Annotated in this window: 20 protein-coding genes; 15 read left to right on the forward strand and 5 right to left on the reverse strand. The window is 61.5% G+C overall.

Features of this window, described 5'->3' with window-relative positions; translation table 11 throughout:
• Window positions 1–157: 157 nt before the first annotated feature.
• Complete coding sequence (locus KOM00_RS19780) at window positions 158–676, reverse strand: Spy/CpxP family protein refolding chaperone (protein ID WP_216500736.1); 519 nt, start codon at window positions 674–676, stop codon at window positions 158–160.
• Window positions 677–1,240: 564 nt separating this feature from the next.
• Here KOM00_RS19780 and KOM00_RS19785 point away from each other — a divergent pair.
• Window positions 1,241–3,088 (forward strand): carbon starvation CstA family protein, encoded by a 1,848-nt coding sequence (locus KOM00_RS19785; RefSeq protein ID WP_216500737.1) that lies wholly within the window; start codon window positions 1,241–1,243, stop codon window positions 3,086–3,088.
• A gap of 41 nt (window positions 3,089–3,129) precedes the next feature.
• Entirely contained in the window at window positions 3,130–3,567 is a 438-nt protein-coding gene (locus KOM00_RS19790; RefSeq protein WP_216500738.1) for a nucleoside deaminase, read from the forward strand.
• 95 nt (window positions 3,568–3,662) lie between these two features.
• Here KOM00_RS19790 and KOM00_RS19795 read toward each other — a convergent pair whose 3' ends face one another.
• Complete coding sequence (locus KOM00_RS19795; protein ID WP_216500739.1) at window positions 3,663–6,503, reverse strand: PAS domain S-box protein; 2,841 nt, start codon at window positions 6,501–6,503, stop codon at window positions 3,663–3,665.
• Window positions 6,504–7,065: 562 nt separating this feature from the next.
• On the opposite strand from KOM00_RS19795, the gene KOM00_RS19800 reads away from it, so the two are divergent.
• From KOM00_RS19800 to KOM00_RS19830, 7 genes are all read left to right on the forward strand, one after another.
• Window positions 7,066–8,655: a carboxypeptidase regulatory-like domain-containing protein gene (locus tag KOM00_RS19800; RefSeq protein ID WP_216500740.1), complete on the forward strand. Its 1,590-nt coding sequence runs from the start codon at window positions 7,066–7,068 to the stop codon at window positions 8,653–8,655.
• Window positions 8,656–8,789: 134 nt separating this feature from the next.
• Window positions 8,790–10,010, forward strand: a complete 1,221-nt coding sequence (locus KOM00_RS19805; RefSeq protein ID WP_216500741.1) for a tetratricopeptide repeat protein — start codon at window positions 8,790–8,792, stop codon at window positions 10,008–10,010.
• 325 nt (window positions 10,011–10,335) lie between these two features.
• Window positions 10,336–11,712 (forward strand): sigma-54 interaction domain-containing protein, encoded by a 1,377-nt coding sequence (locus KOM00_RS19810; protein ID WP_216500742.1) that lies wholly within the window; start codon window positions 10,336–10,338, stop codon window positions 11,710–11,712.
• A gap of 182 nt (window positions 11,713–11,894) precedes the next feature.
• Entirely contained in the window at window positions 11,895–13,346 is a 1,452-nt protein-coding gene (locus tag KOM00_RS19815; protein ID WP_216500743.1) for an ammonia-forming cytochrome c nitrite reductase subunit c552, read from the forward strand.
• Between the two features lie 73 nt (window positions 13,347–13,419).
• A complete protein-coding gene (locus KOM00_RS19820) occupies window positions 13,420–13,986 on the forward strand; it encodes an HPP family protein (RefSeq protein ID WP_216500744.1) in 567 nt (188 codons plus the stop codon).
• A gap of 109 nt (window positions 13,987–14,095) precedes the next feature.
• Window positions 14,096–14,482, forward strand: coding sequence for a DUF6982 domain-containing protein (locus tag KOM00_RS19825; protein ID WP_216500745.1), 387 nt, complete (start codon window positions 14,096–14,098; stop codon window positions 14,480–14,482).
• Between the two features lie 5 nt (window positions 14,483–14,487).
• Window positions 14,488–14,886 (forward strand): HIT family protein, encoded by a 399-nt coding sequence (locus tag KOM00_RS19830; protein WP_216500746.1) that lies wholly within the window; start codon window positions 14,488–14,490, stop codon window positions 14,884–14,886.
• On the opposite strand, the gene KOM00_RS19835 is transcribed toward KOM00_RS19830, so the two are convergent.
• Window positions 14,883–17,111, reverse strand: coding sequence for a thioredoxin domain-containing protein (locus tag KOM00_RS19835; RefSeq protein ID WP_216500747.1), 2,229 nt, complete (start codon window positions 17,109–17,111; stop codon window positions 14,883–14,885). The genes KOM00_RS19830 and KOM00_RS19835 overlap by 4 nt on opposite strands.
• A 202-nt stretch (window positions 17,112–17,313) precedes the next feature.
• Between KOM00_RS19835 and KOM00_RS19840 the strand changes: the two genes are divergently transcribed.
• Window positions 17,314–17,817 carry a MarR family winged helix-turn-helix transcriptional regulator gene (locus KOM00_RS19840; protein ID WP_216500748.1) on the forward strand — a complete coding sequence of 168 codons (504 nt, stop codon included), beginning with the start codon at window positions 17,314–17,316 and terminating at the stop codon, window positions 17,815–17,817.
• A gap of 15 nt (window positions 17,818–17,832) precedes the next feature.
• The gene (locus KOM00_RS19845) at window positions 17,833–19,101 is read left to right on the forward strand and encodes an MFS transporter (protein WP_216500749.1); all 1,269 of its coding nucleotides are present in this window, start codon (window positions 17,833–17,835) and stop codon (window positions 19,099–19,101) included.
• Window positions 19,102–19,125: 24 nt separating this feature from the next.
• On the opposite strand, the gene KOM00_RS19850 is transcribed toward KOM00_RS19845, so the two are convergent.
• Complete coding sequence (locus KOM00_RS19850; RefSeq protein WP_216500750.1) at window positions 19,126–19,683, reverse strand: ferritin; 558 nt, start codon at window positions 19,681–19,683, stop codon at window positions 19,126–19,128.
• A 245-nt stretch (window positions 19,684–19,928) separates the two neighbouring features.
• On the opposite strand from KOM00_RS19850, the gene ylqF reads away from it, so the two are divergent.
• The 4 genes from ylqF (at window position 19,929) to KOM00_RS19870 (ending at window position 25,816) form a co-directional block, all read left to right on the forward strand.
• Window positions 19,929–20,843: a ribosome biogenesis GTPase YlqF gene (gene ylqF / locus KOM00_RS19855; protein WP_216500751.1), complete on the forward strand. Its 915-nt coding sequence runs from the start codon at window positions 19,929–19,931 to the stop codon at window positions 20,841–20,843.
• A 4-nt stretch (window positions 20,844–20,847) separates the two neighbouring features.
• Window positions 20,848–22,656: a transporter substrate-binding domain-containing protein gene (locus KOM00_RS19860; protein ID WP_236027104.1), complete on the forward strand. Its 1,809-nt coding sequence runs from the start codon at window positions 20,848–20,850 to the stop codon at window positions 22,654–22,656.
• Window positions 22,653–24,068, forward strand: coding sequence for a sigma-54-dependent transcriptional regulator (locus KOM00_RS19865; protein WP_216500752.1), 1,416 nt, complete (start codon window positions 22,653–22,655; stop codon window positions 24,066–24,068). Before KOM00_RS19860 ends, KOM00_RS19865 begins: the two co-directional genes overlap by 4 nt.
• A 416-nt stretch (window positions 24,069–24,484) precedes the next feature.
• Window positions 24,485–25,816, forward strand: coding sequence for an anaerobic C4-dicarboxylate transporter (locus KOM00_RS19870; protein WP_216500753.1), 1,332 nt, complete (start codon window positions 24,485–24,487; stop codon window positions 25,814–25,816).
• Between the two features lie 284 nt (window positions 25,817–26,100).
• On the opposite strand, the gene KOM00_RS21110 is transcribed toward KOM00_RS19870, so the two are convergent.
• Window positions 26,101–26,186, reverse strand: an 86-nt coding sequence (locus KOM00_RS21110) for an IS3 family transposase (RefSeq protein ID WP_407931683.1), incomplete at its 5' end; no start/stop codon positions are given.

A 26,186-nucleotide genomic window follows, 5' to 3' on the forward strand; every position in this document is an offset into this window, starting at 1 on the left:
GGATGAGGCTTATTTCGAAGGACTTGAGAACCTGAGGCCGGCAGCCTGACGCCGGTAATTCCCACATCGACGGGACATTGCTTATTGCGCCCATCAGGCTGTCTCACAAACCCCGGCCACCTCAAGTACCAGGCTGCCCACGTTAGCGGCTTCCGGGCTACCTACGTTTCTTCATGTGTTTCGCGCCGGGTTTCCCCTCGCCCATCTTCATCTTCATGGGCGCCATCTTCATTATTTCCTTAAACTGCTGGTCCGTCAGGATCGCCCGCATTTGCTTCATAGCCGACAGCATTTCCAGATGATGGGATGTTTTTATCCCTTCAATCTTTTTGACAGCTGACGTGGCCTTCTCCAGATCGAAATCCTTTACCTCCATTATTTCAGCGAGTTCGATTTCCGCAATTTTCAGGTCCGCCATGAACCGTGCCTGCTTCTTTTGCATTTCCCGGTGCAGAGGCTTCATCTTCATGGTCTGGTCATCGGTGAGGCCGAGCTTCTCCGCATGCTCGAGGCACATCGCCGTCATGTCGCCCATTTTGCCGGGCTCCATCATCCGTCCATATCCCGGTCCTTGATCGTCCATCGGCATATGCTTCATCTGGGCGAAGGCCGTGGAGATACTAAGTGCCATCAAAGCGACGGTTGCCAGCAAGATGGATACGGTTCTTGTCTTCATGGTTCGTTTCTCCTCTCGTTGTGGTTACTGAAGCTTAGGCAATACCTTTTTATATCGGGTTCTTTACAACTAGCATGCCAGAGAATCCCCGTGGACACTCTGCCTGCAAAGGTTTGAAACTGCAGGCATGATCTCAATCCGGCGGAGGGAGGGGAGAACGTCCGCGCTACCTGGGACCGTCGTGTTTGACATAACTGCCATATATGGCGGGTCGTGGTGCGGCAGAAAACACCGGTATTATCAAAACCCCCTCCAAATCTGCAACATCCTGCGCCAGAACCTGCTCTACTCTCCCACATGGTTTGAAGTTTAGGGGTAACAGTTTAAGTTTTCTCGGCGATGCCCCGATAAAATACATGCTGGAGATGTGGGGCTCTCCGCAGGATCTCTTTCGTGTCCCGACCCCGAAATGTCGGATACGGTCTGCGAAACCAGCTTCCCGATCGATTCATTCCGGATGCTCGACTTAAACAACAAGGCCAGGGCGACGGCTCAACCATTTCGGTCGGGATCAAATCGGTAAAGAGCACCGCACAATATGCTTCCAACTGACGGAGAGATCCAATGAACTCGTTGACCCTGATTTTTGCAGCAGCGTGCCTCTTCGCCATTGCGTACCGATGCTACGGGCTGTTCCTTGCCAACAAGGTCATGAACCTGCGCGGGGAGCGGGAAACTCCCGCCGTTTTCTGCAGGGACGGTCACGACTACATGCCGACCAACAAGTACGTCCTGTTCGGACACCACTTCGCCGCCATTGCCGCGGCCGGTCCTCTGCTGGGGCCGGTGCTTGCGGCCCAGTTCGGCTTCCTGCCCGGCGCGCTCTGGATTCTGATCGGTGCAGTCCTGGCCGGCGGGGTGCATGACATGGTTGTGCTGTTCGCCTCGGTGCGGCACAAGGGGAAAAGCATCTCGGTTATCGCCGAAGCCGAGATCGGCAGGGGCGCGGGAAAGGTGGCTTCGGTAGCCGTTCTCTTCATCCTGATCCTTACCCTGGCCGGGCTCTGCATAGCCGTGGTCAATGCCATGTTCAACAGCCCCTGGGGGACCTTCACCGTTTTCGCCACCATGCCGATCGCCATGATCATGGGGATCTACATGCAGAAGATCCGCCCCGGGGACATAAAGGGGGGGAGCATCATCGGCGTTGTGCTATTGGCGCTATCCATCTATGCCGGCCCCTACGTGGCCGCCGACCCGACCCTGGCGGGACTGTTCACCTTCTCCAAGAAGCAGCTCGCCCTGATCCTGCCGGCCTACGGCTTTGCCGCCTCGACCCTGCCGGTCTGGTTCCTGCTGGTGCCCCGCGACTACCTCTCCACGTATCTCAAGATCGGCACCATCGGCGCCCTTGCACTGGGTATCGTCTTCGTTCACCCCGACCTGCACATGCCTGCCATTACGCCGTACTTCTTCGGTGGGGGTCCCATCATCCCCGGCGCCGCCTTTCCGTTTCTGTTCATTACCATTGCCTGCGGCGCCCTGTCCGGTTTCCATGCCATCATCGGCACCGGCACCACCCCGAAGATGATCGCCAACGAACGCGACGTCCTCTTTGTCGGCTACGGCGCCATGCTGGTGGAAGGCTTTGTCGCCGTTATGGCCTTGATCGCGGCCTGCGCACTGTTGCCAACTGATTATTTTGCCATCAATGCCGCCCCAGCCGCGTACGCCAAGCTTGGCCTCATTCCGGTCAACCTGCCGGAGCTGTCACGGGAGGTCGGCGAGCAGGTCCAGGGACGACCCGGCGGCGCCGTATCCCTGGCGGTGGGGATGGCCTACATCTTCTCGTCCGTGCCGTTCATGAAGAGTATGATGGCGTACTGGTATCACTTCGCGATCATGTTCGAGGCGGTCTTCATCCTGACCGCCGTGGATGCCGGCACCCGCGTGGGGCGCTACCTGCTGCAGGAAATGCTCGGTAAGATCTATGCCCCCTTCGGCGACAACGGGTGGACGCCCGGCATTATCCTGACCAGTGCCCTGTTTACCTCCGCCTGGGGCTACCTGGTCTACACCGGAGACATCTCCACCATCTGGCCGCTGTTCGGCATGAGCAACCAGTTGCTGGCCACCTGCGCCCTGATTGTCGGCACCACCATGCTGATCCGGCTCGGCAAGGCAAAATACGCCTGGATCACCGCCGGGCCAGGCCTGTTCATGATGCCGATCTGCATGTGGGCCGGATATCTCAACATCACGCGGAACTTTCTGCCCAAGGGGCTCTATCTTCTGGCAAGCCTGTCAGTCATCCTGATGCTGCTGATGGCGATCGTCTTCATCGAAGCCTTCCGGCGCTGGTATGCCCTCGGTAAAATCGACACCATGGTCGCGGACAGCTACGGCGACCCGGTGCTGGCGCTGGCCACGGAGCGGGAAGACGCGGTGGTTCCTACGTCGCTAGAGCAATAACGGCAAAGGGACCTCCTACCAACAAAACTGAGGTGATCTTTATGGACAGATTCATGCTGGCAGCAATTGAGGAAGCCAGGCAGGGGCTGGGCGAAGGGGGCATTCCAATCGGTTCGGTATTGGTGCATGACGGTAAAATTCTGGGAAGAGGCCACAACCGGCGGGTGCAAAAAGGGAGCGCGATCTTACACGGCGAGATGGATGCCCTGGAAAACGCCGGACGACTGCCGGCCAGCGTCTACCGGGAGTCGGTGCTGTACACGACCCTGTCGCCATGCCCTATGTGCAGTGGCGCAATCCTGCTGTACGGCATCCCTCGAGTCGTCATCGGTGAAAATCAAACGTTCATGGGCGAGGAGAAACTGCTACACTCCCGCGGCGTGCAAATAGAAGTGCTGCAGAGTGAGGAATGTATCGATCTGATGCGCAGGTTTATCGCAGAAAAACCACAGCTTTGGAATGAGGACATCGGGGTGTGAGAACAAGTGGTCCCGCTGTTTTTTATTGAGCCTTCGTGGCGGTCCTGTACCTGAATGATTCGGGTGATTCGGAAATCGACCAACATGCGGGGCCGCTAGCGATTTAGCAGCGAGATCAGTATCTGTCCGAGGTCGTTAATCCTGTAGGGCTTTGCCACTGCCGCGCTGAAACCGTAGGCCTGGTAATCCGCCATGATGGGGTCGTTGGAATATCCGCTCGATACGATCAGGTTGGCAGCGGCATCGACGGCAAGAATCTGCTGTGCAGCGTCCTTTCCTCCCATGCCGCCGGGTATGGTCAGATCCATGATAACCGCGGTGAAAGCAGATCCCGATTGCAGGGCCTTTTTGTACAAGGTTATGGCCTCCGCGCCGTCACTGCAGGTCGTCACCTGGTAACCCAATTCAGAAAGCATCCTTTCTGCGAATGCCCGGATCATCGCCTCGTCATCCATGACCAGAATCGACCCGCCGTTATGCTGCTCGGCACGACTCTTCGCAGCGGTCTCGGCGTTGTGGGACGAGTAGGTCTCTCCGATGGATGGCAGGTGGATGGTGAAGGTGGTTCCCTGGGCGACCACGGATTCGACCCCGATGTGTCCGCCATGCCTGGCTATGATGGAGTAGGCGGAAGCCAGTCCCAACCCGTTGCCGGCCGACTTCGTGGTGAAGTACGGGTCGAAGACCTTTGCCATCACATCTTCCGGCATGCCGCACCCCTGATCGGTGATGGACAGCCGGACGTAGCTTCCGGGAGGAAGCGAAAGGGTGTTAGATCCGGCAATGGTCTCGTTTTGGGCGCTGATTGTCAGCGTACCGCCCCCGGGCATGGCCTGCGAGGCGTTGATGAGAATGTTGTGCAAGACCTGGCTCAGTTGACCTTCATCCGCGTCTACCGCATGGGTCGTATCCGGGATATCGATGAACCCCTTGACGTTTGATCCACTCAGAACGAGTTCGACCGATTCGTTGACGATGTGTTGCAGTGAAATAATCTTCCTGATCGGTTCGCCGCCGCGGGCAAAGGTCAGCAACTGATGGGCGAGTTCGGTGGCCCTCAACGACGCTTTTTCCGCCTCCTCCAGAGGCTTGCACGCTTTATGGGAGGGGTCCAGAAACATCTGCGCAAAGGAAATGTTCCCCATGACGCCGGTCAGGATGTTGTTGAAGTCGTGGGCGATCCCGCCGGCAAGCAGGCCGAGCGACTCCAGCTTCTCGATCTTTAGCTGCTCCTGCTGGTGCTTCTTGTGTTCCGTCACGTCGCGAAAGGACCAGAAACGGCCAACAATCTCGTCGCCTATCTCCAGGGGCTGGCTGTAACGGTCGAAAAAACGCCCATCGGCTAGCGCGAGCAAGTCCTGGCTGGAAGCGTCCGGGTGCTCGTAGAGTTCCATGACTTTGGCCAGGAACCGGTCCGGCTGGGACATCTGGGCAGTAATGTGGGCGAGCACGGGGTCTTTGACGCCGGTAACCAGCAGTTCTTCCGGTACCTTCCAAAGTTCGGCGAACTTCTTGTTCCAACGCGCGATCTCGCCATTTCGGTTCACGACCAGGATACCCTCGGCGGTAGATTCGAGGGAGGCGTCGGTTAAGGAGATGGCGTAGGAGAGGAGATCCTCCGCCTTCTTGCGCTCGGTCAAATCGACATCGAGGCAGAAAAATTCCGGGGGGCGCCCCACGGGGCTCAGCAGGGCGTGGCTGGAAAGAACCGGCACCAGAGAGCCGTCCTTGCGCTTGAGGAGTAACTCGCCGGGCGGGATCGGCTTGCAGCTTTCGTACATCTGGCTGATTGCTTCTCTGACGCCATCCTTCATTTCAGCCGGAATTATGAGATCCAGGAGGTTCGCGCCCAACGCCTCCCGGGCACTGTAGCCATAGAGGATCTCCGAAGCCCGGTTCCAGAAGAGCACCGTACCGTCAAGGGCGTACCCCTGGACTGCCACATTGGGTATGTTCTCCATCAGCGAGCGGAAACGCTCCTCGCTCTCGATCAGCGCCTTTTCCGCCTGTTTTCGTTCGGTTATGTCCAGTGCGACACCCGTGGTTCCTACTGTCCGCCCCACCTCATCAAAAAGAGGGGTCTTACAGGTGAAGTGCCACCTGGTACCGTCGGTGGTTGGTATCAGCTCTTCAAGATGTTTTTTCACCCCCGAAACACACACATCGCGGTCATCGGAGAGGAACTTCTGGGCCATTTCCCGGGGAAACAACTCCAGGTCGGTCTTGCCGATGCATTCTTCGACCGGTCGACCGCACGCCCGGGCGTACGGCTCGTTGATCATCTCCAGGCGGCTTTCAGTATCTTTGAGCCACGCCATCATCGGCAGGTTGTCCAAAATGGCGCGCTGTCGCAACAGCAGTCTCTCGTTGGCTATTTGAGACTGCTTGTGCCCCTCGATTTCCCTGGCCAGGTCTTCATTGGCCTGTTTCAGCTTGGTGTTTGCCTCGGAAAGCTGGCCGGTCCGCTCCGCGACGACTGCTTCCAGGTGCCGGTTGCGGTCCTCCAGGTCTTTGAGCGGATAGATCTCCCCCTCATCGGCTACGCCAAAAGAGACCGAAATGCTGCTGTGGCAGATTTTCCATCCCGTGCATTCTTTGCGGAAAATAAGCACCAGGCGGGCTATTTTTTTGGAAAGGATATGTTCTTCGATGGGTAAGTGGATAACGAAGGTGCTGCTGGTAACGGCAATGGTCTCGGCCAACAGCTGGATGGAGAGGTCTTTCAGGTCGATGTTGATTGGATCTTTGACCTGGGCGAAATCCTGGCGGGTGACCGCGATCCAGGCATCCCTATCCTTGACAAGATAATCGCCGCTGCCGGTAATACCGGAGAAATCATCACTGAAATAGGTGGTGAGCAGGTCGTCGCGGGTCGAATACATCCGGATGTAATAGTCAAACAACCCGCGAATTTCCTGGTAATCTGATGTATCCATAAGCACGTGACCTATTTAAGTGAGTTGCTGTCATGGGATGCTTAGTCGGAATTGTGTCTGCAGCATTTTAGCACCTGCCCGTCCGTATGCAAATTCTCTTAGACGATTGGTTCAACACGGCTCCTACTGTTTCTGTTTTTCCCAGTAACTTTCGCAATAGCCGTGGCTTACTTCCATCTCCTCAGCTTGAAGTCCCTCCCCAATCAGGAAAGCATTTTCAGTCGCATCTGTTCCAGTCCCGCTCCGGAGCCCCGGTCAGCTCTTCGACTGTTTCGGAGAACAGGTTGTGATCTGTGACCATCGTGGGCAGCCTCCTTAGGCAGCGCGGCATGGTACCAGGTTGTCTTAGTGGGGGAATGCTTGCCGCAGAGCCTGCCGTTACGGTGGGAGATCCTTCCTGATTTTGCAGCTGAGTCCGGCACCGGGGAAGCCGCAATAGGAAATATTACATTGATCGAAATTAACTGTACGTGTTAATGTGCCGGACGGAAAGCATCTTCGAATGAAGTATCCAGGATACTGGAACTTCCAAAATGATCATGTGGCACCATCTGGAGGTTAGGTGAAGTTTCTTGTTTATTTGCTCTGCTTTCTCTGCCTTTCGGGGTGCGGTGGTTCAACCAGCAGCAAGAGTGTCGAAAACAGCTCTCCTTCAGTGTCAGGCAAAGTTAGTACTTCAGGCGGTACTGCTGTGGCCGGTGCCGTCGTCATGCTGACTGGTTCATCATCCTCAACGATCACCACCGATTCAAACGGCATGTACAGGTTCACCGCCGTAAATAACGGCACCTACCAGGTGACAGCAGCAAAGACGGGTTACTTCTTTACTCCGTCCATTCATTCGGTAACGGTCGGCACTGCTGATGTCATCGAGAGGAACTTTACCGCAGCGGACAGCAACACCGGGCCGGCAACCCTTGGTTCATGGACATGGGTGTCCGGAGACAGCACCGTAAATCGAGTCGGAACCTATGGCGCCAAAGGTGTCGCAAGCCCGCTCAATTGCCCCGGGGCAAGAGGTGGGGCCATGTCGTGGAGCGACAAAAGCGGCAACCTCTGGCTCTTTGGTGGCTACGGCATCGATTCCACCGGGACGACGGGGCACCTGAATGACCTGTGGAAGTTCGACGGCGCTAACTGGACCTGGGTCGCGGGCGGGAACCTGTCAAACCGTTCCGGCGCCTACGGGACAAAAGGTGTGCCGGCAGGGTCCAACGAGCCTGGAGCAAGGGACTGCGGTTCCACCTGGACCGATGCCGGCGGCAACCTCTGGCTTTTCGGGGGCATCGGCAAGGACGCGAACGGAGTGCAAGGCTACCTGGGGGACCTTTGGAAATTCGACGGCACAGCGTGGACGTGGGTCTCCGGTGACACGACGGCTGACGGCGGCGCGGTGCACGGCCTCAAGGGATTCCCATCCGCCACCAACAAACCTGGCGCGAGGGAGGCTGCCGTGGCTTGGGTCGATCGCCTCGGTCGTCTCTGGCTCTTCGGAGGTTCGGGCAAAGATGCCGCCGGAGTCCTGGGGCATTTGAACGAATTGTGGTGTTTCGACGGCGCTGCCTGGACCTGGGTTTCCGGAACGACCATAGCCAACGATCTGTCTGACTACGGAACGCTGGGCCTTGCATCGCCGTCAAACGCTCCGTGTGGCAGGGACATCACCAAAACCTGGGTCGATCCGCAGGGTGACGCCTGGTTTTTCGGGGGGTGTACCAATCACGGACTCCTGAGCGATCTCTGGAAATTCGACGGCGGCAACTGGACCTGGGTGTCCGGCAGCAATGTCTTCAACTCGGTCGGCATATATGGCAATGCTGCCACCGCGAGACCCGGGGCGAGATCCGGCTCCATTTTCTGGATGGACAGCAACGGTTGCCTCTGGCTCTACGGAGGCTTCGGTGTGGACGGCGGTTACAACGGGGAGATGAACGACCTCTGGAAGTTCGACGGTGTCGGCTGGAAACTCATTGCCGGCAATGGTACTTCAAACCAGTCCCCCGTGTATGGCACAAAAGGAAGTCCCTCGGCAGCTAACACTCCGGCCAGGATCTTCGGATCGGCGTCATGGGTCGTCAACGGCACGGTTTGGGCCTTCGGCGGATACGTCCCCGGTGGCATGACCAACGTGCTGTGGAAGTACGCGCCCTAGTCATTTCGTCGCACGTGCGGCGCGAGCGGGTGACAGAAACAGTCTCAAATAACTTCAGAATCCTATTACAAATGCGGCGCGAGAATTCTCCCGGGCGGACGCCGCGAAACGGGCGCGCCAAAAGGATCACGATCATGGGCATATTCGGCAAGATGTTCGGTAAAGACTCTGCGCAGGGCAGGGGGACTGCACCGGTCAAGGAGATCAACTTCATTACGGCGCTGTCGATGCACGTGCGCGGCGAGCTGGAGCCGGCGCTCTCCGCCTACGCCGGCATGGCGGAAAGGGACCCGAACGACTTCCTGGCCCTGTTTTTCGCCGCCGCCATCAAGGCCGAGACCGGCAAGCTGGAGGAGGCGGTGCAGGGACTGCGGGAAATGAGCGGCCGGATCTCGGAGTCTGGTGACAGCATCTCCCGGGTCGTCGTGTCCGAACTGGCAAACCTGCTCGCGGACGACTCCGCGACGGTGAAACGCCCTGCGGTCACCGAGCTGGTGGCCGCCTTCGGGGACCTGCTCAAGAAGGAAGGACAGATCCGCGAGGGCGCGGTTTGCTTTGAGGTAGCGTCCGGACTTGCCCCCGACAACGCTCACGTGTTGTACAAGCTGGGGGACACCCTGCACGACCTGCGCATATACGACTATGCCGAGTCCGTGCTGCTGGGGGCGCTCAAACACGCACCGTATCACTTCGGCGCCCTCTACACCTACGCGGTGCTCTTGCAGGACCTCGGGCGCAACGACGAGGCCATCGCTCAGTACGAAAAGGCGGTCAAGCTGGTCCCTACCCACGTCGGGTGCCAGAACAACTACGGAGCGGCGCTTTTGCGTGCCAACCGGCTGGACGAAGCTCTGCAGCACTGCAGCACGGCCCTTGAGCTGGACCCCAAGGCGCCGCTGGTAAAGATCAACCTGGGCTACATTTACCTGCTCAAGAAGGACTTCACCGCCGCCCGCAAGAGTTTCAGCGGCGCCATCGAACTGAACGATCAGCTCGCGCCGGCCTATTTCGGACTGGCTTCGGCGGAACAGGCCCTGGAGAGCGACCCGGAGACGATTCGCGAGCTCTACCAGAAGGCGATCGAGGCGAATCCTGCGATAGCCGAGGTCCATCACGCCCTGGCAAACCTACTGGCAAGCAAGAACGACCCGCATGCGCTCGCCCACTACGCCAAGGCCCTGCAACTCAACAGCTCGCTGCCCAACCTGCGCCGTGACTACGGCTACGCCTGTCTTCAACAAGGGAAGCGGGATGAGGCGCTGGAGCAGTTGAAGTTGGCGGTAATGCTGAACCCGGAAGATACCATAGCGTGCGATCTGCTTGCCCAGGCGCAGGGGGCGCAAAGCGAAGCCTAGCTCACCGGGGCGAGAATCCGGCTTTTTATGTGATGATATTTGAAGGAGGTGCGTGATGTACCGATGGAGCACAACCAGAAACTGCGCCTCGCTGACTGTCAAGATGTCTGACCGGGACACGGTCATCAAAGAGCGTACCCCCGCCATAAGCAAGTAATCGACCCAATGGGGGACCTTCCCGGGTCCCTCGTTCCCCTCTCTCTCGGCTCCGCAGCGCCGCTGTACAAAAAATCCTTCCTCAGCTTTGAACTTTTTGATCTCAGTCAAGGCGCTCCGTCCATAAACGCCTAACATCGATGTTACCAATCGGTAACAAGGGGGCGTGATGACGACAACTGAGAGTGAACCCGGCAATGCGGTCTACCGTGCCATTCTTACCAGTATGGGCGAGGGGATCATCTTCGCCGACCACACCAACAAGATCGTCTGTGTCAATGCCGCCGCTGAACAGATCCGCGGCATCGACGCCGCCAACTACCTGGGGCGCGACCTCCTGGCGATCCACTCGCCTCCGGCCCGGCCCCGCATCGGCGCCATCCTCGAAAGCCTGAAAGGCGGCACCCTCGCCTTCCACACGCGTCCTCTCGAGGTCAAGGGACGCATCTTCGAGAACAGCTACTACCCCATCAAGGACGCCCTGGACCGCTTCGTCGGCACCCTCATGGTGAGCAGGGACATCACCGAGCGGGAACACCTAAAGGAAGAGAACTCGGTGTTGCGCGACCAGCTGTTAAGCGAATCCTCCTTCGGCGGCATGATCGGCCGCAGCCCCGCCATGCAACCGGTCTTCCAGATGATCCGCTCCACGGCCCCGCTCGACTCCACTATCCTGATCACCGGAGAAAGCGGCACCGGGAAGGAACTGGTAGCGCGCGAGCTGCACGGCAAGAGCCGGCGCAGCGGCTCCCCCCTCATCAAGATCAACTGCGCCGCCCTCCCGGAAAACCTGCTCGAGTCCGAGCTTTTCGGTTTCGAAAAGGGGGCCTTTACCGGTGCCTTCAAGGAGCGCAAAGGGAAATTCGAACAGGCCCACCGCGGCACCCTGTTCCTGGACGAGATCGGTGAACTTCCACTTTCCGCGCAGGCGAAGCTGTTGCGCGTCTTGCAGGAGAAGACGGTGGAGCGCATCGGCGGGAACCGGGAGATCCAGGTCGACGTGCGCATCGTGGCCGCCACCAACCGCGACCTGCGCCACGACGTCGCGGCGGGGCAGTTCCGGGAGGATCTGTTCTACCGCTTGAACGTGATCCCGATCGAGCTTCCTCCTTTGCGGGAGCGTCTTGAGGACATCCTGCCCCTGGTCACCGTTTTCCTCTCCCGCTTCGCCACTGACATGGGGCGCCCGGAGCTGAGGCTTTCCCGGGAGGCGAAGGAGGCGCTTTTAAGCCACCGCTACCCCGGCAACGTCAGGGAACTCAAGAACGCCATGGAGCGCGCCACCGCGCTTTGCAGCGGCGACACCCTCACCATCGACGACCTTCCTGCCGAGTTCCGACAGGGCAGCTTTGCAGCGCAAGCGGAGGAGTCAGAGCCGCCGCACCGTCCTGCGCAGGGCTCACTCCTTTCCACCAAGCTTGACGACAAGGAGGAGGAGCTGATCCGGCAGGCGCTGGCTGTTTCCGGCAACCGGCGCGCCGAGGCCGCACGCCTTTTGGGGATCTCCCGCAAGACACTCTGGAAGAAGATGAAACGTTACCGGTAGGTAACGTCGCGTTACCCAAGCACCACCCTTTCTCCTCCCGCATCATCCTCAAAAGAACGGGATTCTCATGATTTGCGGTTGACCGTCGCCGTGGCACGCTCCCTGCTGAAGGTTGTGTCAGATCGTCACCCGTGCCGGCGGCTGCTGCGCAAGGCGGGAAATCAGACTGGAGGAGAATGTTGATGAAGATGCTGCGAGGATGTGTCGCCATGGCAGTGGCGGGGTTGGCGCTGGTGGGATCCGGCTGCTCCCCGAAGAAGATCGAGCTGAGCGAGGTGCGCCCGGCCATTGCGGACGGGACGGTTGACCCGGCCGAGTGGGGTAAGCTCTACCCCAAGCAGTACCAGCTCTGGAAGCAGACCTCGGAGCCGACGCCGGCCGGGAAGAGCCGGTACAAGAGGGGGTGGGACGTCGGGGAGGCGAACCCCGACAAGATCGACGAGTACCCCTTCCTCGGGCTCCTCTACAACGGCTGGGCTTTCGGGACCGAATACAAGGAGCCCCGCGGCCACTTCTACATGGTGCAGGACCAGCTCGATGTCGATCCGGGGCGTTACAAGGCCGGCGGCTCCTGCCTGACCTGCAAGACCCCCTACGCTCCGACCCTGCAAAGGCAGCTCGGCAAGGATTACTTCGCCAAACCCTACCAGGAAATTCGCGGCAAGATCCCCAAAGCGGATCAGACCCTCGGCGTCGCCTGCATCGACTGTCACGACAACCGCGATCTCTCGCTCAAGATCTCGCGCGGCTTCACCCTGGGCAAGGGGCTGGAAAAGCTGGGCGTCGACCAGTCCAAGCTGACCCGGCAGGATCTGAGGACCCTCGCCTGCGCCCAGTGTCACGTCACCTACAGCATCCCCAAGGATGCCGACATGAAATCCACCGACGTCTTCTTCCCCTGGGACGGGAGCAAGTGGGGCGGCATCACCATCGAGAACATCATCAAGAAGCTGCGCAGCAACAAGCCGAGCGGTGAGTGGACCCAGAGCGTCACCGGCTTCAAGCTCGCCTTCATCAGGCACCCGGAATTCGAGCTCTTCTCCAACAACAGCGTGCACTGGCAGGCCGGCGTCACCTGTGCGGATTGCCACATGCCGGCCACCGACGTCGCCGGGCAGAAGGTGTCAGACCACCGCATCATGAGCCCGCTCAAGAACGACCTGAAGGCGTGCAAGCAGTGTCATGACGACTCCCCCGAGCAGATGCGCGCGAAGATCTTCGCCATCCAGGACCGCGTCATGTCGCAGTTCATCCGCTCCGGCTACGCCACCGCCACGGATGCCAAGCTCTTCGAGATGGCCCACAAGGCACGGGCCTTCGGGAAAGAACTCGACCAGGGGCTCTACGCAAAGGCCAAGGACCATTACGAGGAGGCCTTCTACCGCGTGGTCTTCATCGGGGCCGAAAACTCGGTCGGCTTCCACAACCCGGACGAGGCGCAGCGGGTCCTGGGCGATGCCCTGAACCACGCCGCCGCCGCGGAACGGCTGCTGCGCGAGATGCTGACCAAGGCTGGGGTGGACGTGCCTGCCAAGGTCGACCTGGAGTTGGCGAAATACCTCAACAACCGCGGCGTGAAGAAATTGATGTTCAAGGCTGAGGACGAGATAAAGGACCCGCTGGCGGGAAAATAGCATTGCGATTCGGGGGGGGCGGCGCCTGGGTGTGCCGCCCCCCTTTTCAATTCAAACCGGAGGACATAATCTGATGAAACGACGCCTTTCCGTAGTGATGCGGAGAAAGGTTGCCATACGCAAGAGGCTGGCGCGGGTGTCGCGGAGGTGCCGTGCCCCTCTGCGCGGTACCCGCGCACCCATGACCCTTTACTACGCGGCCTGGAGCTTTCTGAGCGCGACGGCCGGGCTCCTTGCCATCAGCGAGGTGACCATCCTGCTGGGCCATCCTCTACTGATCGGTTCTCTCGGCGCTTCGGCTGTGCTCCTGTTCGGGGCTACGGAGTCTCCCCTGGCTCAGCCGCGCAACCTGGTGGGGGGGCACCTCGTGTCCGCCCTGGTTGCGGTGGTCGTGGTCGCGCTCTTCGGCTCGACGCCGCTATCCATGGCGTTTGCCGTCGCCACCTCCATCTTCCTCATGAATCTGACCCACACCACGCATCCACCGGGGGGGGCGACCGCCCTGATCGGCGTGCAGGGGGGGGCGGGGCTTGGGTTCGTGCTGCTCCCGGTTCTGACCGGGACGCTCATTCTTCTCACGGTCGCCTGCTTCACCAACAACGTCGTCTATCACCGCTCGTATCCGCGCCATTGGCTGTGATGCAAGCAAAACCACTTCAAATTATTTGTCGTTTATGGTAGTAGGGGAATGCTTTCGTGTTTGACTGGGAAACTGGCACCTGTATCTATTACCAAGTGAGAGGTTGCGCGTGATAGCTAAGATTGTGGTTCGTTATGCCGACGGCAGGGTCGTTAAGGGTACCACCGAGGACCTCGCCGCCAACAAGGGGCTGTTTCACCTGACCGAGGCGGATACGGGGAAGCGCTACGAGGTGAACGTCGAGCAGTTGAAGGCCATCTTCTTCGTGAAGAACTTCCAGGGGAATTCGGAGTACCAGGAACGGCTGGACGTGGAGAGGGTGGGGCTGGGTAAGAAAATCAAGGTTTCCTTCAAAGACGGCGAGACCCTGGTCGGCTACACCCAGGGCTTTTCGCCGGCGCGTGCGACCTTTATCGTTTTCCCCTGCGATCCCGAAAGCAACAACGAAAAGGTCTTCGTGGTAACCGCCGCGGCGGGCAAAGTGGAATTCGTATAGCCGCCATGAGCACCGAAGCCACCTGCCCCTTCTGCCGGCCCGATCCTGCCAAGGTCCTGCTGGAAAACGAGCTTGCCTTCGCCTTCTACGACGGCTTCCCCGTCACCTTGGGGCACACCCTCGTGGTCCCCAAGCGGCACGTCGCCTCCTTCTTCGACATCAGCTCCGAGGAACAGGCTGCGCTCTTCGACCTGGTGGGGAAGGTCCGGGAACTGCTCCTGGAGCAGCATGCCCCCGACGCTTTCAACATAGGCATCAACGATGGGGTGGCGGCCGGGCAGACCGTGCTGCACCTGCACATCCACCTGATCCCCCGCTATGCCGGCGACACCGAGGACCCCCGCGGCGGGGTCCGCTGGATCATGCCGGTCAAGGCACCCTACTGGAAAAGGGATGAGCGTTAGCCCGTCCCGGTGAGCTGCCGGTAGAACTCCTCCGGGTCGCTGGTCGGGCGGCGGCAGCTCCTGTTCTCGCACAGGTATGCCATCGCCCGGTCAGCTTCCGCATGCTTTCCTTCCAAAAGCGGGATCAACCTCGCCGCCTGTTCCAGTTCCTCTCCCTCGCACACCACCACCAGTACCCGGTTCGGGACGAACACCCGACGCAACCCCTCAAGGAACGGTTCGGCCGCCTCCGGCCTGCCGGCCGGCGCCACGATCACCACCTCTTTTGGGACCTGCTGCTGGTAATCGACGGCAAGGAGCATCTCGGAGAGAGCGATAGGGGACCTGGCGAGCTGCGCCGCGAAGGCGGAGAGGGCGCGCTCGGCCTGTTCCAACAGGCGCCGGTCGCCGGTGAGGCTGTTCAGGCGCAGCAGGTTCATCACCATCACCGAGTTTCCCGATGGGATGACGCCGTCGTAGGCGGGTTTTTCCCGCGAGATCAGCTGCTCGTGGTACGGTCCGGTCATGAAGAAGCCGCCCAGTTCGCGGTCCTCGAACTGTTCCAGGGCAGCCGCGCAGAGTTCGGCCGACCGCTCCAGCCAGCGCACCTTGCCGCTCGCCTCGAAAAGGTCGATGAGTCCCGCGATCATGAAGGCGTAGTCGTCCAGGAATCCCTCCCCCCTGGCCACCCCCTCCTGGTAGCTGTGGCGCAGCCTCCCCTCTTGCATCATGTTCTGCAGCATGAACGCCGCCGCCTCGGCCGCGACCTGGACCAGGTCGGGGTTGGCCAGGATGAGCCCGGCACGGGCGAAAGCCGAGATGGCGAGGCCGTTCCAGGATGCCAGGATCTTCTCGTCCCGCAACGGCAGCGGCCTCTTGGCGCGGGCCCGGTACAGGAGCTCGCGGCAGTCCGACAGCATGAGCTCGAGCTCCTGCTCGGAGCGCTTCAGCTCGGACGCCAGTTCAGCCACGCTTCGGTCGCGGTGCAGGATGCTGCGCCCCTCGAAGTTCCCTCCTCGCGTCACGCCGTAGCAGGCCGCGACCAGTTTCCCCCGTTCCTCTCCCAGCGCTTCGGTCAGCTCATCCGGGGTCCAGGTGAAGAAGACCCCTTCCTCTCGGTGACCCTCAGGGCTCAGGCTGTCCGCGTCGGTCGCGCTGTAGAAGCCCCCCCCCGGCGCCTGCATGTCGCGTTGCAGGTACCGCAGGATCTCACGCGCCACTTTGGCAAACTCTGCGCGCCCGGTGGCCTGGAACCCCTCCAGGTAGCTCATCGTGAGCAGGGCGTTGTCGTAGAGCATCTTCTCGAAGTGAGGTACCAGCCAAGCGGTGTCGGTCGCGTACCGGTGGAAGCCGCCCCCGGCCTGGTCGTAGATCCCACCGGCCGCCATGCGCTGCAGGGTGAGCTCTGCCATGGAGAGCAGCTGGCGGTCGCCGCCACGCAGGTGCTGGCGCAGCAGAAGGCGCAGCGGCAGGGAACTGGGGAACTTGGGTGCGCCGACCAGCCCGCCGTTTCTGTTGTCGAACCTGTCCCGGTACAGCCTCACCGCCTGGTCCAGGGAGACCTCCTGCCAGGAATCCTCCCCCTCGGTCGGCGCCAGCATGGTGCGGATCGCCTCGGTGAGTTGCACCCCCGCGCGGCTGACCCGCTCCGGCGCGGCGAGGAAGCTTTCACTGATCCGCTGCAGCAGGGACATGAAGCCGAGCCCCCCCGGGTAGTCGCTGGGAGGGAAATAGGTGCCGCCGTAGAAGGGCTTTCGATCCGGGGCGACGAACACGTTGAGCGGCCATCCCCCCTGCATCCCCATGGCGTGCACCGCGGTCATGTAGACCGTGTCCACGTCCGGCCGCTCCTCGCGGTCCACCTTGATGGCGATGAAGTTGCGGTTCAGGAACTCGGCGATGGTCTCGTCCTCGAAGGACTGCTCCTCCATGACATGGCACCAGTGACAGGTGGCATAACCGATACTGACCAGGACCGGCCGGTTCAGCCGTCGCGCCAGTTCGAAGGCCTCGTCCCCCCAGGGGAACCAGTTCACCGGGTTGTGGGCGTGCTGCAACAGGTACGGGCTCGTCTCGAGGAAGAGCCGGTTGGTGTACCTGGCCCATCCCCCCGGGAGCAGGTGCCGGGTGCGCGGCCGGTACGAGAAACCCCGGCCCTGGCGGAGTTTTTCCATCTCTTCGAGCGGAGGGGCGGGGACCCCCTCGGTTCCCGGGAGCGGCTGGTAGTGATCGGTGAGGTCGGACATGATCGTTCTCCGTCTTGGGCGGCTGGCGGCGCCGCCATGGCGCTGCTGAAGCTCTCGTGAAGGCGTTGGGGCTGAGGCGCGAAAGGTTTAACTTTACCATCTTTTGTTCCGGCGGCGACGCCTCCCGCATCGACGTGCGAAGAAAGCTTGACGGCATACCCCTCGATGTTATATGCGTGTATATGCACGCATTGGAGGCGTCATGGATGCAATGAAAGAGGAAGCTTCCAGAAGAGTGAAAAAGAGTCCGACCGATCAGCCGAGCGTCTGCAGTTGCGTCAACCTGCGTCGCGCCTCGCGCGCCATTACGAGGGTGTACGACGACGCGTTGCAGCCGGCCGGGCTCAAGGTGACCCAGTACTCGGTGCTGGCGAACCTGTCCCGGGCCGGAGCGGTCAGCGTCAGTACCCTGGCCAGGATGCTCAGGCTGGACCGGACCACGCTGGTGCGCAACCTGAAGGCCCTGGAGCGGGCGGGCCTGGTCGAGGAGGCTCCCTCGTCCGACCCGCGAGAGCGGGGGGTGAGCCTGAGCGAGGCGGGACGGGGAGCGGTGACGCAGGCGCGGCCGCGCTGGCAGCAGGCACAGCAATTGATCGAGGAGCGGCTGGGCGCCGACGGCGTGCGGCAGCTCGGGGCGTTGGCGCTGGCCCTGGAAGAGCTGATGGGGCAGGACGCTTCGGTTGAGGAGTCAGCCGAGTCCGAATAGGGGAGGGGAGAACGGATGACAACGTCGAGAAAATTCCACTACGCCTGGCTCATCATGGCCGTGACCTTCCTGACCCTGCTCACGACGGCCGGAATCAGGTCCACCCCCGGGATACTTATCGTCCCGCTGGAGCACGAGTTCGGCTGGTCCCGCGCCACCATCTCGCTGGCGGTCTCGGTAAACCTCCTCCTGTACGGCCTGATGGGGCCCTTCGCCGCGGCCTTCTTCGACAAGATCGGCGTGCGCCGGACCATGGCGATCGCGCTTTTCCTGCTGGCCGTCGGGGTAAGCTCCACCACCTTGATGACCCGCCCCTGGCACATGGTGCTGATCTGGGGCGTGGTGGTAGGGTGCGGGGCCGGCATGACCGCCTACAGCCTGAGTGCCACCGTGGTGAGCAGGTGGTTCAACAAGTCCCAGGGGACCGTCATGGGAGTGCTGACGGCGAGCGCCGCCACCGGGCAACTGCTCTTCCTGCCGCTGCTGGCCCAACTGTCGCACCACCACGGCTGGCGCAGCGCGGCGTTCGCCACCGCCGGGGCCGCCCTCGTGGTATTTCCGCTGGTCATCTTCATCATGCGCAACCACCCGCACGAGGTGGGAACCTCGCGCTACGGCTCAGCTGGGGACGAGCCGGCGCCGCCCGCTTCGGGGGAAAATCCCTTCCGCGTCGCCCTGTCGGGGCTGCAGCGCGGCGTCCGCAGCACCGACTTCTGGCTCCTGGCCGGCAGCTTCTTCATCTGCGGCGCCAGCACCAACGGCCTGATCGGCACCCACCTGGTCCCCGCCTGCGTGGACCACGGCATCCCCGAGGTGAGGGCTGCGGGGCTGCTCGCCTTCATGGGTATCCTCGACCTCTTCGGCACCACCCTGTCGGGGTGGCTCTCGGACCGCTACAACAGCCGCTTCCTCCTCTGCTGGTACTACGGCCTGCGCGGGCTGTCGCTTCTGGGGCTCCCCTTCGCGCTCTCGGGGCCCCAGTGGAGCCTCTCCGCCTTCGCCATCTTCTACGGGCTGGACTGGATCGCCACCGTCCCCCCCACCGTGCGCCTCACCGCCGATGCGTTTGGCAGGGAGAACGTCGGGGTGATGTTCGGCTGGATCTTCGCCAGCCACCAGGTGGGAGCCGCGCTGGCCGCGACCTTCGCGGGAACGGTGCGCACCTACCTCGGGGACTACATGATCGCCTTCCTGCTCTCGGGGATGATCTGCCTGCTGGCGGCGGGACTGGTGCTGAGGATCAACAAGGGGAGGCTGCCCGGGATGGCGCCCGAGGCAGCCTGAGGTCGGCTGGGATAGTCTCGAGCATCAGCCGATGCGGGACTGTCTGCCGCAGTCCTGCATGGCGAAGAAAAGCTGCGAATGGGGGTTGGGGGGACGGTGGGGGAGTTCGCCCCGCTGGTGGCTGCGCCGCGGCGGACGGGATGAGGCAGGAACCTCGCTGCGACCCCCTCCCTTGAGGTATTCGGCGGTGATCAGCTTGAACTCCCTGCGGGCGGCGGCCAGTGCGGCCTCGAAGAACCTGCATAGTGAAGGCTCCTTGAAAGAGCGGCAAAAGGTCGCGTAAAGGTCGATGCTGAAACGTTTGTCGAGCAGCGCTTGGTGCAGGTGGTTGAAGGGCGCGGTCGTCCTTTCCCCGCTAGAGCCGGCGCGCGCCAGGGCTCCCCACGCATCGGAGTCCGCCGTCTCTCGCTGGGACAATTGTTGCAGTAGGGCATCGATGTAGCGCGATCGTTCCTGCGCCAGACGCTCGAAGAAACTCCTCTGCACCACTTCTCCAGCCATGGCGCCCCTTCGATACAGCATCTCGCTGCTTCTCTCCCTGCTCGCCGTAAACCTGATCGCCTCCGCCAGTAGCTCTTTCATCGCTCGTTCTCCTGCTGCGGCTGTTTCCGCCGCCGGTAAACCTGCTCCTTTCCAAAGATATGAATTTTTTAACCTTTGCAATGCTAGCCTCGCTGGCAACCTGAGTCAATCGGGTTAATATTAATAGCCGAGGCCAACGATACACATGAGAAGGCAAGGCGGCGGAAGCGGTGTGGCATTTTAAGCGGCAACTGTGCTATGGTGTCGCCTCGTGACGTGATTTCAGTACTGCCAAGGAAATATAGATGACGATTAGATGGTACCCCGGCCACATGAGCAAGGCGCTCGAACAGATCTCGGAGCTGGTCCGCAAGATCGACCTGATCATCGAGGTGCTCGATGCGCGCCTCCCGTATTCCAGCTCGAACCACCTGCTGGAGCAGGTACGCCGGAACAAGCCCTGCATCAAGGTGCTGAACAAGAACGATCTCGCCGACCCGGCCGTGACCCGCGCCTGGGTGCAGCATTTTCAGAAGAGCGCGGGCGTGCGCGCCCTGCCGCTTGTCGCGAAGAACATTCCCGAGACAAAGAGCCTGGTGAAGCTGTGCAAGCAGCTGGTGCCGCAGCGCGGCAACCCGGGTTACCCGATCCGCACCATGGTGGTGGGGATCCCCAACGTGGGCAAGTCGACGCTGATCAACACCCTGGCCGGGAGAAGTATCGCCAAGGTGGGTGACCGCCCCGCGGTGACCATGCGCCCGCAGCAGATCCCGCTCAACAACGGGATCCTCATCTTCGACACCCCGGGGCTTCTGTGGCCCGCGATGGATGACCAGGGTGGCGCGTACCGGCTGGCGACCAGCGGCGCCATCGGTGCCAACGCCCTCGACTACACCAACGTCGGGATTTTCGCCGCCGCCTACATGATGCGCCGTTACCCGGAGCTCCTGAAGGAGCGCTACAAGCTGGCCGAACTCCCGGCTACCCCCCACGAGGTGGTCGAGGCGGTGGGGCGCTGCCTTGGCTGCATCATGAGCGGCGGCGTGGTCGACGTGCATCGCGCGGCCGAGACCTTCCTGCGCGAGCTGCGTGCCGGGAAGGCGGGGCGGATCAGCTTCGAGGAGCCCGGAACCCCGGATGACGTCGAGGCGGAACTGCTCCGTTTCGCGGGCATCGAGGTCAGGGAGCAGCACCAACAGGCACCGACCGTGCCGGAATGAGACCATGGAAGAACGTCCGCTTCGGACCAGCCGCATACGCGCGAAACTAAGGCAATTTTTCCCCGCAGGTTGGCGGGAGAGGGGCTCCCTTCTCCTCGCCCTTTTCACCTTCTGTTTTCTCGCCGCTCCTTCCGCACTCCTGGCAGCCGGTGATGTTGCTGCCGCCCAGACCCGCACCGTCGTGGTCGGCGGCGACCGGGACTACCCCCCCTACGAGTTCATCGACCGCTCCGGCCAGCCCGCCGGCTACAACGTCGACCTGACCCGCGCCATAGCCGAGGTCATGGGGATGAAGGTGGAGTTCCGCCTGGGAAGCTGGGCGGAGATGCGCGACGCGCTCCAGTCGGGGCGAGTCGACGTGCTGCAGGGGATGTCCTACTCAGCGGAGCGCTCGGACGAGGTCGACTTCTCCGTGCCGCACGCCGTGGTAAACCACGCCATCTTCGGCCGGAAAGACAACCCCTCGGTCAACTCCCTTGAGGAACTCAAGGGGAAGAGTGTCGCCGTGCATCGCGGCGGCATCATGCACGACTACCTGATCAGGCAGGGGCTGGGGGAGAAGCTCACCCTGACCGACACCCCCGCCGATGCCCTGCGCCTGGTCGCCTCCGGCAAGATCGAGTACGCGGTGGTGGCCATCGTTCCGGGCATGTACATGATCCGTGAACTGAAGCTCACCAACCTGGTGCCGGTGGTGCGCAACGTGGCAACCCACCGCTACTGTTACGCGGTCGACAAGGGAAACGCCGAGCTGTTGTCGCGCTTCAACGAGGGGCTCGCCATCCTCAAGAAGACCGGCCAGTACGAGGTGATCCACAACAAATGGCTGGGGGTGGTGGACACCGCTCCCATCGACTGGTGGACCATTGTGAAGTACGCGGCGGTGGTCGTGGTGCCGCTCGTGTTTCTTTTGGGAGGCTTTGCCCTCTGGTCGCGCACGCTGCATCGTCAGGTAGCCCTGCGCACGGCGGACCTGACCCGGGAGATAGCGGAGCGTCGCCAGGTCGAGGAGGAGCTCCGGCTGAACCAACAGCAACTGGTGCAGGCGGACAAGATGGCCGCCCTGGGGGTACTCGTTTCCGGCGTGGCGCACGAGATCAACAACCCGACCGGGATCATCCTCCTGGAGGCACCGATCCTGAAACGCTTCCACACCGACGCCACCAAGATACTGGAGCGCTACTTCGAAGAAAACGGCGACTTTACCTGCGGCGGACTCCCTTACTCCCGCATGCGCCAGGAGGTGCCCAAGTCGCTGGCGAAGATCCAGGACGCCGGCAAGCGCATCAAGAGGATCGTGGATGACCTGAAGGATTTCGCGCGGCAGGACACCACCAGCGGCAACGACGTCATCGACCTCAACACCGCGGCCCAGGCGGCGGTCAGGCTGGTGGAGCCGACCATCCGCAAGGCGACCCGCAACTTCAGCGTCGGCTATCGCAAGGGGCTGCCGCGGGTGCGCGGCAACCGGCAGCGCATCGAGCAGGTGCTGGTCAACCTGATCCTGAACGCGTGCCAGGCGCTCCCCGACCAGGAGCGCGGCATCGAGCTCATCACCTGGCACGATGCCTTCCGCGACAACGTGGTGGTGAGACTGCGCGACGAGGGGACCGGCATTGCACCGGAGCACCTCTCCCGCCTGACTGACCCCTTTTTCACCACCAAGCAGGACCAGGGCGGGACCGGGCTCGGGCTGTCGGTGTCGGCAGGCATCGTCAAGGAGCATGGCGGAACCCTGGAGTTTCAATCCGACGGCAGCGGCACAACGGTCACCCTGACCCTGCCCGCCTATCACAAGGAGGTTGACGCGTGACCGAGACTCTCTATCCCGATTTCGGCGTTCTCTTGGTTGATGACGAACCCGACTGGCTCGGTTCCCTTACCCTCACCCTGGAGACCGCCGGGGGGGTCAACAACATCACCACCTGCAGCGACAGCCGCCAGGTCCTCTCCATACTGGAGGAGAAACGGATCGGGCTGGTCATGCTCGATCTCACCATGCCGCATCTCTCGGGTGAGGAGGTGCTGGCCCAGATCGCCGAGCGCTACCCGGACATCGCCGTCATCATCCTGAGCGGCCTGAACCAGCTGGAGACTGCGGTGCGCTGCATGCGCCTTGGCGCCTTCGACTACTGCGTCAAGACCGACGAGGAGGAACGCATCGTCGGGAGCGTCTCACGGGCGATACGGATGGTGGAGATGCGCAGCGAGTTCCAGGAGGTTTCCAGCCGCCTGATCTCGCGCGAGCTGTCGCACCCCGACGCCTTTTCCGCCATCGTAACCGGGGACCGTGGCATGCTGGACGTCTTCGCGTATATCGAGGCGGTAGCCAAGAGTCCCCAGCCGCTTCTGATCACCGGGGAGAGCGGGGTAGGGAAGGAGCTGATCGCCCAGGCCGTGCACCGGCTGAGCGGCTGCCGCGGCAAGCTGGTCACGGTCAACGTGGCGGGGCTGGACGACACCGTTTTCGCCGACACCCTGTTCGGGCACGTGCGTGGCGCCTATACCGGCGCCGACCAGGCTCGGCGGGGCATGGTGGAGGAGGCCAGCGACGGGACCCTCTTTCTGGACGAGATCGGGGATCTCAGCATCCCTTCGCAGGTGAAACTCCTTCGTCTGCTGCAGGAACGCGAATATTATCCGCTGGGATGCGACCTGCCCAAGCGCCTCAAGGCGCGCATCATCGTGGCCACGCACCAGAACCTCTCGGCCAAGGAGGGTGAAGGGAAGTTCCGCCGCGACCTGTACTACCGCCTGCGCACGCACCGGGTGCAGATCCCCGCGCTCAGGGAGCGGCGCGGCGACATCCCGCTCCTTTTGGACCACTTTCTGTCCGAGGCCGCCGAGGCCCTTGGCAAGAAGAAGCCGACGCCTCCCAAGGGGCTGGCGCAGTTTCTCTCCACCTACAGCTTCCCGGGGAACGTCAGGGAACTGAAGGCGATGGTCTTCGACGCGGTCAGCGTGCACCGCGACCGGATGCTCTCCATGGACAGCTTCGTGAAGGCCGTCGAGTCGGCCCAGGCCGAGGCGGGTCCTTCCATCGCCGCTCCCCCGCGACAGAATCCTTTCAGCGACTTCGAAGAACTCCCCACCTTCAGCGATGCCGCCGCTTTCCTGGTCCAGGAGGCGCTGGCCCGCGCCAACGGCAACCAGACCCTCGCCGCCAGGCTGCTGGGGATATCCCAGCCCGCCCTCAGCAAGCGGTTGAAGATGATGCACTCTTAGAGCTTTCCCCCCTCCCGCCCTCCCCCCTCCGGGGGGAGGGGCTGTGTCCGTTAACCAGCTGCGGCGGAACACTTTTTTGTGTTCCAATCGCAAGCTCCTGCCTCTGCATGACCTCCAGACGGACCGCTCTCATGAACAGCGATAACCTGCGGTTATAATGATAACTCAGCGTTATATCAGGAGTTATCTAGCTGAAATCACGTGTGTTTAAAGGGCGATGATCCTGGCGCCATAGCCTCAGGTTATGGCCTTTCATTTGGCGCCTCTGCGCTTGTGTGGCTATTTATCATGTAAAAACAGCTAGTTAATAAAAAATGCGATCCTGGCATCAAGTCCGCTCTACCACGGTTAGATAACGAACGCGAGGCCAATGAGGGCCTCGCCCAAGCTAACCAAAAGCAGCATAGGAGGTTGTCATGGCAGCGATGTTCTGGATCCAATTCATACTCGTACTCGGCGCGGTGCTGATAGGTATCCGCAAAGGTGGCGTAGCCCTCGGGCTCATCGGCGGCCTTGGCGTGTCGGTGCTGGTGCTCGGTTTCCGCAGTGCCCCTTCCGAGCCCCCCATCGCCGTCATGCTTATCATCCTCGCCGTGGTGACCGCTTCGGCGACACTCCAGGTGGCGGGCGGCCTCGACTACCTGGTGCAGCTGACCGAGAAGCTGCTGCGCGCCCATCCCAAGTACGTCACCATCCTGGCCCCGCTTTCGACCTTCTTCCTGACGGTCTGTTGCGGCACCGGCCACGCCGTCTACGCCCTCTTGCCGGTCATCTCGGACGTCGCCATCAAGACGAAGATCCGCCCTGAGCGCCCCATGGCCATATCCAGCGTCGCCTCCCAGATGGGGATCACGGCAAGTCCGGTGGCGGCTGCGGTCACCTTCTTCCTCGGCTTCGCCTCCAAGGCCGGGCACCCCGTGACGCTGATCGACATCATTTCGGTCACCATGCCCGCCGGCATCATCGGCGTGCTGGCCGCCGCAGCCTGGAGCTTCAACCGTGGCCTCGACCTCGACAAGGACGCCGAATTCCAGGCCCGCCTGCAGGATCCCGAATTCCGTAAGGGGCTCGATGCCGATGTGACCACGCTGGACAAGAAGATCTCCACCGTTGCCAAGTTTTCCGTCGCGCTCTTCTTCGCCGGTGTCGGCACCATCATACTGATGGCCAGCTTCCCCTGGCTCCTTCCGCTGGCCGCCGACAAGAAGCCGGTCCCGATGACAACCGTGGTTCAGTTCGTCATGCTCGCCTACGGCGCTTTCATCCTCTTCGCCGCCAAGGTAAAGGCGAAGGACATCGCCCATTCCAGCGTCTTCATCGCCGGCATGATCGCGGTAGTCTCCATCTTCGGCATCGCGTGGATGAGCGATACTTTCATCAGCGCCAACAAGAAGTACCTGGTCGACAACATCGGCATCATGGTCAAGATGGCACCCTGGACCTTCGCCATAGCAACCTTCTGCATCTCCGCCTTCGTGAAGAGTCAGGCCGCGACCCTCGCCATCACGCTTCCCCTGGGCCTTGCCCTCGGCCTCCCCATCCCGCTGCTGCTGGGGCTGATGCCGGCCAGCTACGCCTACTTCTTCTTCGCCTTCTACCCGAGCGATCTGGCCGCCATCAACATGGACCGCACCGGCACCACCAGGATCGGCAAGTACCTCCTGAACCACAGCTTCATGATCCCGGGGCTGATCGGCGTGGGGGTCTCCACCGTGGTCGCCTACACCATCTCGCAGTTCATTCTCTAGAAGCCATTTAACAGGGATAACAGGGATAACAGGGATAACAGGGATAACAGGGATAACAGGGATAACAGGGATAACAGGGATAACAGGGATAACAGGGATAACTGGGATAGCAGCAAGATAAGAAGAGCCTGAATGGTAACGAAAAGGGTCCCGGCGGAAATGCCGGGACCCTTTTTTTGACTGACGGCTCTCAAACTCCCTCTCCCCCCGGGAGAGGGACGGGGTGAGGGCATCGCCACGAAGCGACTGGCCTATCTTCGCAATAGAGGACACGTTAGAAACCCTTATGCTGCCATCTTCAACTCCTGCTGCTCGAACTCTTCTGGGGAGCAATAGCCAATGGCAGAGTGTAGCCTCTTGCGATTGTAAA

The organism is Geomonas diazotrophica, from assembly GCF_018919385.1.
Taxonomy (GTDB): Bacteria; Desulfobacterota; Desulfuromonadia; order Geobacterales; family Geobacteraceae; genus Geomonas; species Geomonas diazotrophica.